The organism is Bradyrhizobium sp. BRP56 (assembly GCF_020194035.1).
GTDB classification, from domain to species: domain Bacteria; phylum Pseudomonadota; class Alphaproteobacteria; order Rhizobiales; family Xanthobacteraceae; genus Bradyrhizobium; species Bradyrhizobium australafricanum.
On the sequence record NZ_JADYVV010000085.1, the window covers coordinates 1 to 15,756 of the forward strand.

Here is a 15,756-nt window from a genome sequence, read left to right on the forward strand (position 1 = left end):
CCCATCGGCCGCCAACAGGCCGCGTGGTTGTTTGGAACTCGCATCGCGCAAACCATCTTGGCCAGCGATCCATTCGATCGCACCCAACAGGCCGGACATATGGATGCAAGCGATCCGATCTCACCAAACAGCTCTTGTGCCACGGGGGCCGTCCACATATGGGTCCTGGCTTTCGCCAGGACGACGCTGAATGTTTGGCGCGCCGATGAGGCATACATCCGCATTCTCGCGACATGAATCGTCGGAGTCTTGAGGCGATCAAGCCGGCTTCTTGACGATCTCAAGGCCGCGGGCCGCCAATTCCTTCAAGATGCTCCGTGCGAGGTGGGAGCACTCATCCGGCTTGATCCAGCACGCGCTCCGCCAGTCCGGATCATCTTCCTTGGAGTATGCGGTGAACGCGGAGCGAATACCGGCTTCAATTGCATCGGTGGCATCGATTGGCATCGGCGCGCCTCCAACGGCATCCCTCGCATGGGAGCCTTCGTGGAGGCGATGTTGACGTAAATCGATACCGTCCGCAATTGCGCCTGAAGGCCACAATTGTCCGCTCAGCAATAGGGAAACGTAAATCTTCGCCGCTAGAGTGCTGCCGTCTGCCGGAGATGGTCGTGCATCCCACCGCGTCGATCGCCACCTGTTTCAGGAAGTTCGCTGATTTCACCGGACGGGCTTCGCGCGCCGAGTTCTGGTGGTTCTTCGGCTTTTGTCTGCTGCTCCTGCTCGCAGCCCATCAGCTCGACAAGACGGTCTACGCCGCCGTCGCAATAGCGCTGCCGCTGTTTGCCGTGACGGCCCGGCGCTTCCACGACAGTGGCCTGACCACCGGCCTTGCGGTGTTCTTCGCCGTTGCGCCGTTTGTCATCTTCTACTTCTTTTCCGCTGTCCAGGATCGCATCGAGGCATGGTTTGGCGTGCACGTGCCGTATGGATTGATCGCCGCGATCCCGGCGACCTGCGCCTTTGCTTTCTCTGCCTTCTGCTTCCTCGCCGCACTCGGCCGCCGAAGCCTGCAGACCGCTTCGACGGTACGGTCGAGGTCCGACGTCGATTCATCGGAAGCAAATCCGGCCGTGCTCGCCAGGCAAGAGGCGGAACGCAAGGTCTCCGGTTTTTCCAAAGCCGTCATGGCCGTATTCGCGATCCCGGCGGATGGCGGGACGTCGGCCGTCGCCGACAAAACCGACCCGGGCGTCACCGCCGCGTGCGGGATCGTCGTCGATCTCTGCGCGCGTTACGGACACGGCATCACCTCACCGCCATTCAACGCGCTGTTTTCCGGATCAGGGGCGCGACTTGAGGCCGCCGGCTGGCACGCCCTACCGGACGGCGGCGCGGAGATCGACCTGAACCATCGCGCAAGCACCAGCATCGTGCGCAATTGCGCAGTTGAACTGCGCAAGGACGCGGGACAGATCGACATTGCCGGCCTGCTGCGCAAGGAGAAAGAGCAGTTGCAGGCGGCCGAGACGGCGACGCCGGAACAGGATCGGACGACGGCCTATTACGCGCTCGACGGAGCGGGCGCAGCCGGATTCATTGCCATCGAGAAGCTGCGTCAAAGCTACAACACCTATTTCCGAATCCGCATCTGCCTTGCCGAACGGCATGGGCGCGCCGCGATGGAGACCCTGCGATCGTCGACGCTCTACCAGGCATTTCGCCACGCGTTCTCCGATGGCGCGCCGCCCTATCCCGCGTTCGGCCAGAGAATCATCAAGGGCTATCAGCCGATCCTCTGCCGGGACGGACTCGGCATCTCACTCGAGGTCACCGAACTCGGAGCCGGGAGCGCAAAAATGCTTGCCGGCCGCGGGCTGCATCTTCCGCCGGTCTACGTCGATTTCGAGATGCATGAGCGGATGATGTAACGGGATTGCGCTCCGGTTGTCTGCGGCATTCCGCTCCTCTTTGCTCGTCATCCTGAGGCGCGAGCTCTTGCGAGCCTCGAAGGATGAACGGCCCGGCCGCCGGCTGGGCTGTCGTGCTTCGAGACGCGCGTTCCGCGCTCCTCAGCATGACGGTGAGAGAGTTGAGTGCACGGCACCCAGGATAACCTCACGCCGGCACGTTGGGATCCGGCGTCACCTTCGGGTCGGGCTTGTTGACGAGATAAAGCCCGGCGATCACCAGCAGCGCGGCGACGCCGAACACCGCCGTCAGCGTGTCGTGCATGATGAAATAGGCCGCGACCACGCCGAACAGCGGCGTAACGAAGGTGAAGGCGGACAGCTTGCTCGCGGAGTAGGTTTTCACCATCGCGAACCAGATGACGAACGTGCAGCCCACCACCCAGACCGCCTGATAGGCGAGCAGCGAGATCGACAGCGCGCTCGGCACATGCTCGATGCGCTCGCCCGCGATCCAGGCGGCGAGGCCGAGGATCGGAATCGAGATCGCGACCTGGTAGCCGAGCGCCTTTTCCGGCGCGGCCTTGCGCAAGCCTGTGCCCTTGGCGACCAGCGTGGTCGCCGCCCACAGCGCGCCGCCGCCGACCACCATGAGGTCGCCGAGCAGCACCTTGGCGTCGACGTTCGGCTGCGGCACGCCGATCGCGAGCGCGACGCCGGCAAAGCTCAGCGCAAGCCCGCTCCACTGCACGGTCGAGAGACGCTCGCCGAGGAATTGGTGCGAGCCGAGCGCGACGAAGAACGGCGCGGTGTAGAGGAACACCGAGGCGCGCGAGGCCGAGGTGAAGACGAGGCCGGTGAAGATCAGCACGAACTCGCAGCCGAACATCAGCCCGGCGATGATCCCGGGCACGAGCGTGCCGTCGCGCTCGAAGAATTTGACGCCGCGCAGGTGGCCGACGATCAGCATCACCGGCAGCGCGCCGGCGGAGCGGATCATCGCCTGCAACATCGGCGGCACGTCGGGCAGCGCGAGTTTCACCGCAAGCTGGTTGAAGCCCCAGCTCACGCACAGCATCAGCATCACGGCGATGGCGCCGGGCGGCAGCCCATGCCCGACGCTGACGGGCCTCGTGACGCTGGCGGAGATCGCTTGGGTCGACATGTTTCCTCGCGTGCCGGCTTGGTGCCGTGTTGTTAATTGCCGGTTGGGCTCCCTCGCCCCGCTCTTGCGGGGAGAGGGTTGGGGTGAGGGGCCGTCGCCGCAAATTCGATAGAGGCGAGCGTGCGGAGAGTCCCCCTCACCCGAAATTCGCTACCGCGAATTTCGACCTCTCCCCGCAAGCGGGGCGAGGTAGCTCGAAAGCAGTGCGAGTTAGCTGAAACCATCGCGCCATCACGTCTTCTGGCAATGCGCGCAGGTGCCGGCGATCTCGACGACGGAGAGTTTCGGGATGAACCCCGAGGCCCGCGCCGCCGCGGTCAGGCTTTGCGCGACGGGGGCGGCCGGGATCTCGCCGACCGAGCCGCAATGGTCGCAGATCAGGAACGCCACCATCGAGGTCTCGTCATGGTCATGCGCGCAGGCGAGGAAGGCGTTGCGGCTCTCGATGCGGTGGACGAGACCGTTCTCCATCAGGAAGTCGAGCGCGCGGTAGACGGTAATCGGTGCCGGCCGCGGCATCGTCTTGGCCAGCTCGTCGATCACCTCATAGGCGCCGAGCGGGCGATGGCTCGACAGCAGCGCCTGCAGCACCTGTCGGCGGATCGGGGTGAATTTCTGGCCGCGGCGCGCACACACCTGCTCGGCATGCGCCATCGCGTCCGCGGCGCAGCGGCCGTGATCGTGGTCGGGGGCAGGAAATGTCGGCTTGGCCAGGCTCATTGCCTCGATATGTAGCATTTGCGCGCCCGTTCCCAAAGCCCGGCTCTCAACCCCGGTTCGCCGCCGCGTTGCAGCCATGCCCGCAATGCGGGGCAGCCTCGCGTTAACCCGGCATGCAGAAATCATAAGCAAGCTTATTATATCCTAAGCTTATGGAGGCAGGATCGATGCGCGGTTCGGTGGACACCGATTTCTTGTTTACGCTGGGCGAAGTGTTCCGGCTGATCCGCGTCTATGCGGACAAGGAGGCCGCACGCTACGGCATCACCCGCGCGCAATGGGCCGTGCTGTCCAAGGTGGAACGCCAGGAAGGATTGAAGCAGACCGAGCTCGCCGAGCTGCTCGAGGTGCAGCCGATCACGCTGACGCGGCTGATCGACAAGCTCTGCGACAATGGCTGGATCGAGCGCCGCAGCGACGAGAACGACCGCCGCGTCAACCGCCTCTATCTGAAGAAGGCCGCGCGCCCGCTGCTCGGCAAGCTCGCCGGCCTCCGCTCCGAACTCACCGCGACCGCGCTCGAGGGCATCAGCCCCGCTGACGCGTATCGCCTGCTCACCCAATTGGAATCGATCAAGGAAAACGTTCGCAATGCCGTCCAGACCCCAGCCGGCGAGCCCTCCCGAAAGGAACAGCGCTATGGCTGAACCCGTCCTCAAACTGGCCCCCGAGCAGAAGAGCAATCCGGGCGAGCCTGCGCCGTCGGGCAAGGCCAGCCGCGCGCCGCGCCGTCGCCTGATGGCCGGCCTGCGGCGCTATCGCCGCACGCTGCTGCTGGTCGTGCTGCCGACGCTCGCTGCGATCGGCGGCATCGTGTTCTATCTCAATGGCGGCCGCTATGTCGGCACCGACGACGCCTATGTCGGGGCGCAGAAGGTGCTGATCACGCCGGAAATCTCCGGCAAGATCGACAAGATCGTCGTGAAGGAAGGCCAGCACGTCAAGAAGGGCGACGAGCTGTTCGAGATCGACCCGGTGCCGTTCCGCCTCGCGGTGGCGCAGGCCAAGGCCGCGCTCGACCAGACCAGGACCACCTATGACAACCTGGTCGACAACATCAAGATCAACGGCAGGATGCTGGAATTCGCCCAGCAGAGCATCGAATTGAAGAAGCGCGACGTCGATCGCAAGTCGACGCTGGCCAAGCAGAATTTCGGCTCGCAGCTCGACCTCGACAACGCGGCGAACGCGCAAGTGACGGCCGAGAGCCTGGCGCAATACATTAGGCAGCAGATCTCCAAGGACAAGACGCAGCTGCTCGGCGACGTCGACCTGCCGATCGAGCAGTTCCCGCCCTACGCCCAGGCCAAGGCCAAGCTCGACGACGCACAGCGCAATCTCGACCACACCGTGCTGCGCGCGCCGATGGACGGCGTCGCGACCCAGGTCGACCAGATCCAGCTCGGCCGCTTCGTCGCCGCCGGCTCGCCGGTGTTCTCGATCATCGATGTCGACCATCCCTGGGTCGACGCCAATCCGAAGGAGAGCGACTTCACCTATGTCGCGGTCGGCCAGCCGGTTGAGCTCGACGTCGACGCGTTCCCGAACCATCAGTTCAAGGGTAAGGTCGGCTCGCTGTCGCCCGGCACCGGCGCGCAGTTCGCGATCCTGCCGCCGCAGAACGCGACCGGCAATTTCGTCAAGGTGGTGCAGCGCGTGCCGGTGCGAATCTATTTCGACGAGAACGATCCGTTCGTGAAGAAGCTGAAAGCCGGCATGAGCGTCTACGCGACGATCGACACCAACCACCGCCGCACGCTGGCCGGCCTGCTCGGGCTGGCGCCGGCCTCGGCGCACCCGGACCACGAGTAGGAATAAATGAGATGAGGCCGAACTGGCGGCCGCGATAACAGTACGCCACCTCTCCCGCTTGCGGGAGAGGTGATTCCAACGCTCGAACGGGACCGACCTGAATGAATGCACCGTCACCATCCGCCGTGCCCGGCATGCGCCGGAACATGGTGACGATCTGCGCGATGACCGCGACGATCATGCAGGCGCTCGACACCACGATCGCCAACGTCGCGCTGCCCTATATGCAGGGATCGCTGTCGGCCTCGCAGGACCAGATCAACTGGGTGCTGACCTCCTACATCGTCGCGGCCGCGATCATGACCGCGCCGGTGGGCTGGATCGCCAACCGCTATGGCCGCAAGCGCATCTTCATCATCTGCTCGGCCGGCTTCACCGTCGCCTCGGTGTTCTGCGGCCTGGCGCAGGACATCAACCAGATGGTGCTGTTCCGCCTGCTGCAGGGCGTGTTCGGCGCGGCGCTGGTGCCGCTGTCGCAGGCCGTGATGCTCGACTCTTACGCGCTGCATGAGCGCGCGAAAGCGATGTCGATCTGGGGCATGGGCGTGATGATGGGCCCGATCATGGGGCCCTCGCTCGGCGCCTGGCTGACCGAGACCTATTCCTGGCACTGGGTGTTCTTCGTCAACCTGCCGTTCGGCGCCATCACCGTGCTCGGCCTTGCCGTCTTCATGGACGAGACCAAGCAGGACCTCAATCTGCGCTTCGACTGGTTCGGGTTCGGCGCGCTCGCGGTCGCGATCGGTTCGCTGCAGCTCGCGCTCGACCGCGGCGAGCAGCTCGGCTGGCTGGAATCCAACGAAATCATGATCGAATTCATCGTCTCCGCGGTCGGCTTCTACTATTTCTTCGCCCATTCGCTGACGACCAGCCGGCCCTTCATCCAGTTCGCGCTGTTCAAGGACAAGAACTTCCTCGGCGGCTGCGTGTTCATGACTGTCATGGGCCTCGTGCTGTATTCGACCATGGCTCTGTCCTCGCCCTATCTGCAGAACGTGGTCGGCTACCCGATCATCACCGCGGGCCTGTTGTTGGCGACCCGCGGCGCCGGCACCTTCGTCGCGATGATGCTGGTCGGCCGCATGATGCGCTATATCGAGGCGCGCACGCTGATCATCTCCGGCCTGGCGCTGACCGCGGCCTCGCTGTTCCAGATGACCGGCTGGACCGACATGACGCAGGCCAACGAGATCATCGTCGTCAGCGTGGTCCAGGGCTTTGGCTTCGGCCTCGTGTTCGTGCCGCTGTCGACGGTGGCGTTCATGTCGCTGCCCAACCATCTGCGCACCGACGGCACCTCGATGCTGACGCTGCTGCGCAACGTCGCAAGTTCGGTCGGCATCTCGATCGTGATCGCGCAGCTGACGGAAGGCGGACGGCGGATCTACGCAAAGCTGTCGGAGCAGATCAATCCGTTCAACCACGCGCTGCAGATGCCCGACGTATCGGGCATGATCAACCTCAACACCGATGCCGGCCGCGCGATGGCCGACAAGATGGTGGCGGCGCAGTCGCAGATCATCGCGTTCTCGCACGACTACCAGCTGGTGATGCTGTTCATCCTGGTCTCGATCCCGCTTGCGCTGATGATCGGCTCGACCAAGGCCACGCTGCGCGCGCAGTCGGCGCCGTCGGATCATGCCGCGGTGATGGAGTAGGTTTTCGCCCTACGTTCTCCGATTGTCGGGGCGATTGGTCACACCGTCATCCTGAGGCGCGAGCATTTGCGAGCCTCGAAGGATGCACGGCCCCGTTGGTGGCCGTCGACCCTTCGAGACGCGCTACGCGCTCCTCAGGGTGACGGTGAAAGAGTGAGGACGCCCCCTCCGAAAGCGCAAGACGCCGCAGCCGCAAGCCGCGTTGACTTTCCGACCTCGCCTCCCAATACTCCGCGAAAACAAGCAAGGCCCGTCACACAACTGACGGTTTCAGGGGAGGACGCGATGCCGACTTCACGCAGGACGCTGCTGAAGACTTCAGCGGCTGCCGCCGCTGCATTCAGCTTGGATTGGACACGGGCGCAGGCGCAGGCCGAGACGGTCCGGATCGGCGTGATCTACGACCTGACCGGCCCGTTCGCCGCCGGCGGCTCGGTCGCCTCCTCGATCGGCACCCAGATCGCGATCGACCTCGTCAACGAGAAGGGCGGCATCGGTGGCAAGTACAAGATCGCGCCGGTCAACGTCGATTCCCAGAGCAAGCCCGATGTCGCGATCAACGAGGCCAATCGCCTGATCGACCAGGAGAAGGTCGACATCCTCAACGGCGTGTTCGCGAGCTCGCACGCGGTGCCGCTCGCCGCCAAGGTCGAGCAGCAGAAGCGGATCCTGTGGATCACCACCGCGGTCTCGACCGCCGTGTTCAAGGACAAGAACCTGCAATACGTGTTCCGCGCGCAGATCCATTCCGACCAGTACGGCCAGGCGTTCGCGAGCTTCATCAACGAGCACGCCAAGGCCAAGCTCGGCATGGAGCCGAAGGACGTCAGGGTGGCGCTGATCCATGAAGACGGGCCCTATGGCGTCGGCGTCGCCGCGGCCGACGAGGCCTTCGCCAAGGAGGTCGGGCTGCAGGTCGCGCTGAAGGAGGGCTATTCCGCCTCCGCGCCCGATCTCTCGGTGCTGGTCACCAAGCTGAAGCGCGCCAAGGCCGACGTGATCTCGCATGCCGGCTACAATCCCGACATCACGCTGTTCCTGCGCCAGACACGCGAGAGCGGGCTGAAGTTCAAGATGCTGTTCGGCGCCGGCGCCGGCTACAGCCAGCTCGACAAGCTGCGCGCGACCTTCGGCGCCGACATCGACAATTTCTGCAACATCGATCCGGTGCCGGCGCAGCTGCTCGATCCGGCCAAGCTCGCGCCGGGAATCGGCGATCTCACCAAGACCATGGTCGCGCGCTACCGCGAGAAGACCAATGCAACCGAAGTGCCACCGCACTGCTCGATGGGCTTCAACCAGACCTGGATCCTGCTCAACAATGTGCTGCCGGTCGCCAAGGAGAAATACGGCGGCTTCGATCCCGAGGCGATCCGCAAGGCGGCGCTCGACGTCGACATCCCCGCAGGCGGCACCATCCAGGGCTATGGCGTGAAGTTCTATCCGCCGGGCACGCCGCTGTCCGGCCAGAACGAGCGCTCGACGCCGGTCGTGATGCAGAACGCCGGCGAGCGTATCACCGTGGTGTGGCCGACCAATATCCGCACGCAGGATCCGGTGTTCCCGCTGCCGAAGGGATCGGTCTACGCGGCGTAGGGACGATCGTTTGCTGTGCGGCTCGCCGGAGAATTATCCCCGTCATCCCCGCGCAAAGGCTTCGCCTTTGCGCGGGGATGACGGGTCTGGCGTGAGTATACGCGCGTAATCTCGTCGTTCCCGCCACCCTACAGCACGACCCGCCTGCCCTCATCCGCCGCCCAGTAGCCGGCGTAGTTCACCCTGGTCGTCTCATACGCCAGCGCGAGGTCCGCGAGGGGCTGCCGCCCGGTCGCGACGCATTCCATGAAATCTTGGATCTCCTGCAGGTAGCCGCGGGTCCATTCCTCCTCGAGGCAGACATATTGCCAGCCGGTTTTGCGATCGACCTTTTCGGTGATGTAGACCGAGGCGAGCTTCTCCTCGCTCGTCTGGTAGCTGGTCAGATGCGTGTTGGGGGTGATGTTGGCGAACAGCGAGCCGCCGCTCGTATAGGTTTCGATCAGGTTGCGCACGCCGCCTATGATCATATCGCCCGAAAGCACCGTGGCCTTGGTTCCGTCGGAGAAGGTTGCGGTCAGCGTGCCCCAATCCTCGACGTCGACCGGATTGGCCTTGATGTAGGCGCGCTCTTCCGGCTTGAGGCCGGCAGTGACATTGCCAACATCGCAGGTGACGTTGGCGACCGTGAAGGTCTCGCCGCGCGCACGGGCCTCGACCTGCTTGAGATAAAGCACCGCCGACAAGGGATGACAGCCCATCCGGATCAGCGAGCCGCCGCCGGTCATCGCCCACTCGGCGGCATGCGCCGCATGCGAGCCGGAATGGCTCTCCTCGCCCTTCATGAACAGGATTTTGTCGCCTGTCGCGCGGATGATCTCCGCGGTCTTGGTCACCGCCGGCGCGTAGATCCAGTCCTCGGCATACATGAAGAGTTGTCCGCTTCGCTCGATCGCGGCGCGGGTTTTCTCCATCTCCTCCATCACACGCTGGTACATCAGCGCTTTCGGCACATGCCTGCCGATCGGCGCCTTGTCGCCGTCGCGGCCGAAATAACCGCTGAACGGCTTCTCGCAGATCACGTGCTTGCCGGCCTGCATCGCCTCGACGATCATCGCGGCGTGAAGGTTCGGCGGGGTGCAGATGTCGATGACGTCAAGCTCGCGGTCGGCGATCAGCTCGGCGAAGCTGCGATAGGCGTTCGGGATTGCGTGCTTGCGGGCGAACGCATTGACATGATCGCCGCGCGCCGCGACCGCCCTCACCTCGACGTCGACGCCATAGACGCGCCGGTAGGCAACCATGTGCAGCTCCGACACGAAGCCGCAGCCGGCCAGCCCGATCCTGATTTTTGTCATGTGATGTCTCCGCCCTTCAGGCGGGCGGAGAGTAGCGTGCGGCCATCACCGCGTCGAACGCATTTGCCATGACATCGGTCGAAGGCATCATTGTCGTGAACAATTCGAACGCGTCCGCTGCTGCGTAGATCGCAAGATCGCGCCCGGTCAGGACTTTGGCGCCTTTGGCCTTGGCCGCCAACAGCAACGGCGTCCAGAGCGGCGTGTAGACCGCGTCGGCGACCCACATCGACGGATGCAACAAGCTCTCCGGCACGGGACTGTCGCGGCTCGGCAGCATGCCGACCGGCGTTGCGTTGACGACGCCGGTCGCGCCATCGACCGCGACCTCTACGCTGGCGACACCACGAGCCGCATGGCGGCCGGCCAACTGACCGGCCAACCGCGCGACCTTCGCGGCATCGGCGTCGAAGATGCGCAGTTCACCGACACCGAGGCCGGCGAGCGCGAAGGCGATCGCCTTACCAACGCCGCCGGCACCGATCAGCGCGATCGGGCCGCGCGACGCTGAGACAATCAGCGGTGCGATCGCGCGCGCAAAGCCCGTCGCGTCGGTGTTGTGTCCGACCAGAAGCGTGCCATCGGCGACGATGGTGTTGACCGCGCCGATCGCGCGCGCATCGGGTGCGAGGTCATCGATGAGATCGACGACCGCCTCCTTGTAGGGAAAGGTGACGTTGACGCCGGCGAAGCCGAGCCGCCGGATGCCCTCGAGCATCACGCGCAGCTCGTCGCGGCCGGCGCCCTTGACCTCGATGAGCTGGTAGTGAGAGCGAACGCCGAGCGCAGCTGCGGCCGCTTCGTGCATCGCAGGCGCCGCCGAATGCGCGATCGGATAGCCAATCAGCCCCGTCAGGAAACGGTCGCGCATTGTCCCTCACGTCAGTCGCGTTCAGCTCATGCGGTCGAGCCGAGCATAGCTGTCTTCCATGCCGTGCTCCATGCCGGTCGCGAGCATCGCTGCGCGCGTTTCGGCATCCGGCAAGGTCATCCGCATCGTCATCAAGGTGCCGTCGCGGTCGGGCGCAAAGCGCGTCTCGACATGATTGTCCGGCGTCGGATCCGGCAGATGCATGCGCTCGACATGCACGATGCGGCTGAACGGTTCGAGCGCGAGATATTCGCCGGTCAAATGAAAGCCGCCGCCCTTGCCGTCGGTCCATTCGTAGCGGATCCTACCGCCGGGCTTCGCCTCGCTGATGCAAACCGGCATGGTCCAGCCGTCGGGACCGAGCAGCCATTTCTGCAACAGCTCCGGCTCGGTATGCGCGCGATACACCGCCTCCGGCGGCGCGACGAAGCGCCTGGTCACGACGACCTGGCGGTCGCCTTCGGTCTTCAGCGTCAACTTGCTCATGGGGATACCCTTCACTGCTCAGGCTTCATTGCGGCCAGCACACCGTCCAGCCGGTCGTAATTGGTTTCCAGCGCGCGGCGCAGCATGCCGAGCCATTGATCGATCTCGGCCACCGCCGTCGGCGCGAGCCGGCACGGCCGCTTGGTGCCCTCGATGCGCCGCACGATCAGGCCGGCTCCCTCGAGCACCTTGAGATGGCGGGAGATCGCGGGCTGGGTCATGTCGAACGGCTCGACCAGCTCCATGACCGTCGCCTCGCCCAGCGCGAGGCGCGCCAGGATCGCCCGGCGGGTCGGGTCGGCGAGCGCGGAAAAGGCGGCATCGAGGTTGGCCATGCTTGATCTCAAATCAGTTATATAACTTATTCATTATATAACCGATACCGCATGGTCAAGCCAAATCCGCCGCGGCGAACGCGCGCAGCGGATTTTTCGGTCGTCCCCCAATGTTGGATTGGCGCGCCGCTGGCGGCGCGCAGCTAGACGTCGAAGAACACCGTCTCGTTGTCGCCCTGCAGATGGACGTCGAAGGTGTAGGCGTTGCCCGCGCCAGCCTTGCGCCTGGCGATCAGCGTCGCGCGACGGTCGGCCGGCACCAGCGCCAGCGTGGAATCGGCGGCGTTGCCGGCCTCGTCGTCGAAATAGATCCGGGTGTAGAGGTGCAGCAGCATGCCGCGCGCGAACACCGCGAGCCCGATATGCGGCGCCTGCGGCTTGCCGTCGGCATCCGGCACCACGCCCGGCTTGATGGTGTCGAAGGCGTAACCGCCGTTCTTGTCGGTGCCGCAGCGGCCAAAGCCCTTGAACGAGGAGTTCGGCAGCGCGCGCGCATCCTGCGGATCGGAGAAGCGCCCTTGCGCGTCGGCCTGCCAGATCTCCAGCATGCAATCCGGGATCACGGCGCCGTCGCCGTCATAGACCTTGCCCTCGACGCGGATGCGCTCACCCGAGACGTCAGGCGTCAACAGATTGCTGGTGAAGGCGTCGTTCCATTCGTATTCGCCGTTCGGCGTCAGGCCATACTTGAAATAGGGGCCGACGGTCTGCGAAGGCGTGATTCCATCAGGACGCGGGTTCGACACGTTACTTGGTCTCCATCGGCGTGGCACTCTGCCCGCGCAGCACGATATCGAAGCGGTAGCACAGCGCCCATTCCGGTTTGGTGTTCTCGAGATCGAAGGCGGAGATCATCCGCGCCCGCGCCTTCCCGTCCGTCACCGAGTTGAAGATCGGGTCGAACGGAAACAGCGGATCGCCGGGAAAGTACATCTGCGTGACAAGCCGCGAGACGAAGGAGTGGCCGAACACCGAGAAGTGGATGTGCGCGGGCCGCCACGCATTATGGTGATTGCCCCAGGGATAGGCGCCGGGCTTGATGGTGATGAACTTGTAATAGCCCTTGGCATCGGACTGCGTGCGGCCGGCGCCGGTGAAGTTGGGATCGAGCGGCGCCGGATGTTGGTCGACGACATGGATGTAGCGGCCGCAGGCATTGGCTTGCCACAGCTCGACCAGCGTGTTGGGCACGCCGCGGCCGTCCTCGTCGAGCACATAACCATGCACGATGATGCGCTCGCCGAGCGGCTCGCCCTTGGCCTGGATGGTGAGGTCGTTGTCGTGCGCGCGCACGGTCTCATGACCATAGACCGGCCCGGTCAGTTCCGAGAGCGTGTGCCGCATCGGGATCAGCGGCTTTTGCGGCGAACGCTTGATCGCGCTCCGGTACGCAGGCGACAGGCGCGCGGGATGGACGCTGTTCGAAGCGACAGGGTAGATCAACGTCATGAGCTTTCTCCAGACCGGATTGCCGCCCGCGCCGGATATCAGGCCGGCGCCTTGAAATCGTAGGAGATGCGCCCAGCCGGCAGATAGAACAGTGCGATGACCGCGCCGCCCCTCACCTCCGGATAATGCCGGCTGCCGGGATCCGGCGCGGTCCAGCCCGGCCCCTGCCAGCCCTGCAGCCCCTTCAACTGCGCGCCCTTGTCGAGGGGAACGACGAGGTTGAGCTCGCCATAGGGGTGGCCGTGATATTGCCCGCGCAGCACGTCGTGATCGTCCTCGTCCTTGAAGCGGCGCGGATCGGCGCTGTTCATGTAGACCGCGGTGATGCTGAACTGGAACGTCTCGGGGACCGGCTCAAGGATGCGGCTGCGCCGATAGTTCGGGCCCTCCACCTCCTGGTTCGCCGCCCAGCCCTCCTCGACTCCCATTTTGATGAGGCGGGCGAGATCCTGGTACAGCGCGCTGTCCTCTCCATAGGTCTCGTTGAGCCATCGCTCCATCGCCGCGCTCGGCGTCATGTCCTTGACCTCGCGCAGAAACGGAATGCTGCGTTCGATAAGCTGTTCCCGGCTTCCCATGACTTTCTCCTGTCTAATCCTCGAAACCCTTGAAGGAGGCGAATGCCTCCAGTTCCGCGCGCGGCATCAGCCGCGTGCGCGACCGCTCCCTGGGGTGGCCCATCGAGATCCCGCAGGCCACCATCTGCTCGGCGGGGATCGACAGCAGCGGACGCAAGATCCGATGGAATCTGGCGAAGGTCTCCTGCGGACAGGATTGCAGCCCGCGTCCGACCGCCGCCAGCATCACGTTCTGGATGAACATGCCGAGATCGAGCCAGCTTCCCATCGCCAGGCGCCGATCGATGGTGACGATCAACCCAACCGGCGCGCCGAAGAACATGAAGTTCTTTGCGGTCTGCCGGCTCCTCGCCGCAGCGTCGCTTTGCGCGATCCCGAGCGAGTCATAGAACAATCGCCCGAACTCCTGACGACGGCCGAGATACGGCTCGGGGAAAGCGCTGGCGTAGTATTGATATTCGGAGACGTGCTCGTTCGGCTCGTTCTCATACGCATCCAGCAGCGCAGCCGACACCTCGGTCTTGGCGGCGCCGGCGAGCACGTAGACGTGCCAGGGCTGGATGTTCGCGCCGCTCGGCGCGAACCGCGCCACGCGCAGGATCTGCTCGATGGTCGATCGGGAGACCGGACTGCCGGAGAACTCGCGGCACGACAGCCGGCCGGCGATCACCTCGTCGATTGGATTGCGTGCGGCTCCGCACGCCACACCCCGGTCGATCACGACTTCTTCACGAGCGAGCATCCGCCGTCCTCCATCGGTCTGAAGGCCTCTTCACCCGGGATCGTGGCCAGCAGCTGGTAGTAGTCGAACTGGTATTTCGACTCTGCCGGCGACTTGACGCGGAACAGATACATGTCGCGGACCAGCCGGCCGTCGGGACGGATCCTGCCGTTGCGGGTCATGAAATCATTGACCGGCAATTCGCGCATCTTGGCCGCGACCGTCGGCCCATCAAGCGTGCCGGCGGCTTCGACCGCCTTGAGGTAGTGCATGACAGCACCATAGGTGCCGGCGTGGATCATGGTGGGCACCTTCTTCGTCTTCTCGATGAAGCGCTTCGACCACGCCCGCGTCTCGTCGTTGAGGTCCCAGTAGAACGCCGAGCTCAGCATCAGGCCTTGCGCACTCTGCAGCCCAAGGCTGTGAATGTCGGCGATGAAGACGATCAGGCCGGCAAGCTTCTGCCCGCGCGTCACCCCGAACTCGCCGGCCTGCTTCACGGCGTTGATGAAGTCGCCGCCGGCGTCGGCGAGCGCGATCACGTCGGCCCTGGAGGCCTGCGCCTGCAGCAGGAAGGACGAGAAATCGGGCGTGTTGATCGGGTGTTTCACGGCGCCGACCACCTTGCCGCCGGTCGTGTCGATCACCTTGCGGCTGTCGGCCTCGAGCTGCGCACCGAGCGAGTAGTCGGCCGAAAGAAAGAACCAGGACCTGGCGCCGAGGCGCGAAATCGCCCTCGTCGTCCCCTGCGACAGCGCATAGGTATCGTAGGTCCAGTGGATGCCGGTCGGCGAGCACTCGTCGCCGGTCAGCCGGGACGTTGCCGCGCCGGTGGCGAGAAACAGCTTCTTCTTGTCGCGCGTGATGCCCTGCACCGCCAGCGCGACCGCGGAATTCGGGACATCGAGAATGGCCTCGACATTGTCGTTCTCCAGCCAGCGCCGGGCAATCGCCGAGCCGATATCCGCCTTGTTCTGATGATCGCCGGCAACGATCTCGATCGGGCGGCCGAGCACCTTGCCCTTGAAATCGTCCACCGCCATTTGCGCCGCGACCACCGAGCCCTGGCCGCCATTGTCAGCGTACAGCGACGACATGTCGGTCAGCACGCCGAGCCTGACCGGCCCGTTCTGTGCAATCGCCGACGTCGCCGTCGCCACCAGCATCAACGCCAGTCCGATTGATTTACGCGCGCCACTTCGGGCCAACATCACCCA

The 15,756-nt window shown here is 64.7% G+C and carries 18 protein-coding genes; 6 read left to right on the forward strand and 12 right to left on the reverse strand.

Features of this window, described 5'->3' with window-relative positions; genetic code table 11:
• The coding region (locus tag I6F38_RS38125; RefSeq protein WP_225164036.1) for a hypothetical protein at positions 1 to 237 on the forward strand (237 nt) is incomplete at its 5' end.
• A 21-nt stretch (positions 238 to 258) separates the two neighbouring features.
• On the opposite strand, the gene I6F38_RS38130 is transcribed toward I6F38_RS38125, so the two are convergent.
• The gene (locus I6F38_RS38130; protein WP_038387623.1) at positions 259 to 447 is read right to left on the reverse strand and encodes a hypothetical protein; all 189 of its coding nucleotides are present in this window, start codon (positions 445 to 447) and stop codon (positions 259 to 261) included.
• A gap of 77 nt (positions 448 to 524) precedes the next feature.
• Between I6F38_RS38130 and I6F38_RS38135 the strand changes: the two genes are divergently transcribed.
• Entirely contained in the window at positions 525 to 1,871 is a 1,347-nt protein-coding gene (locus I6F38_RS38135) for a DUF805 domain-containing protein (protein ID WP_225164037.1), read from the forward strand.
• Positions 1,872 to 2,058: 187 nt separating this feature from the next.
• On the opposite strand, the gene I6F38_RS38140 is transcribed toward I6F38_RS38135, so the two are convergent.
• A complete protein-coding gene (locus tag I6F38_RS38140) occupies positions 2,059 to 3,015 on the reverse strand; it encodes a DMT family transporter (protein ID WP_028343556.1) in 957 nt (318 codons plus the stop codon).
• A 231-nt stretch (positions 3,016 to 3,246) separates the two neighbouring features.
• Entirely contained in the window at positions 3,247 to 3,735 is a 489-nt protein-coding gene (locus tag I6F38_RS38145) for a transcriptional repressor (protein WP_026191999.1), read from the reverse strand.
• 167 nt (positions 3,736 to 3,902) lie between these two features.
• On the opposite strand from I6F38_RS38145, the gene I6F38_RS38150 reads away from it, so the two are divergent.
• The 4 genes from I6F38_RS38150 (at position 3,903) to I6F38_RS38165 (ending at position 8,801) form a co-directional block, all read left to right on the forward strand.
• The gene (locus I6F38_RS38150) at positions 3,903 to 4,382 is read left to right on the forward strand and encodes a MarR family transcriptional regulator (RefSeq protein WP_085970781.1); all 480 of its coding nucleotides are present in this window, start codon (positions 3,903 to 3,905) and stop codon (positions 4,380 to 4,382) included.
• Positions 4,375 to 5,547: an HlyD family secretion protein gene (locus tag I6F38_RS38155; RefSeq protein WP_225164038.1), complete on the forward strand. Its 1,173-nt coding sequence runs from the start codon at positions 4,375 to 4,377 to the stop codon at positions 5,545 to 5,547. Before I6F38_RS38150 ends, I6F38_RS38155 begins: the two co-directional genes overlap by 8 nt.
• A gap of 101 nt (positions 5,548 to 5,648) precedes the next feature.
• Positions 5,649 to 7,205 carry an MDR family MFS transporter gene (locus I6F38_RS38160; protein WP_225164039.1) on the forward strand — a complete coding sequence of 519 codons (1,557 nt, stop codon included), beginning with the start codon at positions 5,649 to 5,651 and terminating at the stop codon, positions 7,203 to 7,205.
• A gap of 285 nt (positions 7,206 to 7,490) precedes the next feature.
• A complete protein-coding gene (locus tag I6F38_RS38165) occupies positions 7,491 to 8,801 on the forward strand; it encodes an ABC transporter substrate-binding protein (RefSeq protein ID WP_225164040.1) in 1,311 nt (436 codons plus the stop codon).
• A 128-nt stretch (positions 8,802 to 8,929) separates the two neighbouring features.
• On the opposite strand, the gene I6F38_RS38170 is transcribed toward I6F38_RS38165, so the two are convergent.
• The 9 genes from I6F38_RS38170 to I6F38_RS38210 form a co-directional block, all read right to left on the reverse strand.
• Positions 8,930 to 10,099, reverse strand: a complete 1,170-nt coding sequence (locus tag I6F38_RS38170) for a Gfo/Idh/MocA family oxidoreductase (protein ID WP_225164041.1) — start codon at positions 10,097 to 10,099, stop codon at positions 8,930 to 8,932.
• A 16-nt stretch (positions 10,100 to 10,115) separates the two neighbouring features.
• Positions 10,116 to 10,970, reverse strand: a complete 855-nt coding sequence (locus I6F38_RS38175) for a shikimate dehydrogenase (RefSeq protein WP_225164042.1) — start codon at positions 10,968 to 10,970, stop codon at positions 10,116 to 10,118.
• A 21-nt stretch (positions 10,971 to 10,991) separates the two neighbouring features.
• Positions 10,992 to 11,456 (reverse strand): SRPBCC domain-containing protein, encoded by a 465-nt coding sequence (locus I6F38_RS38180; RefSeq protein ID WP_225164043.1) that lies wholly within the window; start codon positions 11,454 to 11,456, stop codon positions 10,992 to 10,994.
• An 11-nt stretch (positions 11,457 to 11,467) separates the two neighbouring features.
• Positions 11,468 to 11,791 (reverse strand): metalloregulator ArsR/SmtB family transcription factor, encoded by a 324-nt coding sequence (locus I6F38_RS38185; protein WP_225164044.1) that lies wholly within the window; start codon positions 11,789 to 11,791, stop codon positions 11,468 to 11,470.
• Positions 11,792 to 11,934: 143 nt separating this feature from the next.
• The gene (pcaG, locus tag I6F38_RS38190) at positions 11,935 to 12,537 is read right to left on the reverse strand and encodes a protocatechuate 3,4-dioxygenase subunit alpha (protein ID WP_225164045.1); all 603 of its coding nucleotides are present in this window, start codon (positions 12,535 to 12,537) and stop codon (positions 11,935 to 11,937) included.
• Between the two features lies 1 nt (position 12,538).
• Positions 12,539 to 13,240: a protocatechuate 3,4-dioxygenase subunit beta gene (gene pcaH, locus I6F38_RS38195; protein ID WP_225164046.1), complete on the reverse strand. Its 702-nt coding sequence runs from the start codon at positions 13,238 to 13,240 to the stop codon at positions 12,539 to 12,541.
• A 38-nt stretch (positions 13,241 to 13,278) separates the two neighbouring features.
• Positions 13,279 to 13,818 (reverse strand): DUF4863 family protein, encoded by a 540-nt coding sequence (locus tag I6F38_RS38200; RefSeq protein WP_225164047.1) that lies wholly within the window; start codon positions 13,816 to 13,818, stop codon positions 13,279 to 13,281.
• Positions 13,819 to 13,831: 13 nt separating this feature from the next.
• Complete coding sequence (locus I6F38_RS38205) at positions 13,832 to 14,560, reverse strand: nitroreductase (RefSeq protein ID WP_225164048.1); 729 nt, start codon at positions 14,558 to 14,560, stop codon at positions 13,832 to 13,834.
• Entirely contained in the window at positions 14,536 to 15,705 is a 1,170-nt protein-coding gene (locus I6F38_RS38210; protein WP_225164068.1) for an ABC transporter substrate-binding protein, read from the reverse strand. The genes I6F38_RS38205 and I6F38_RS38210 overlap by 25 nt, the downstream gene beginning before the upstream one ends.
• Positions 15,706 to 15,756 lie beyond the last annotated feature (51 nt).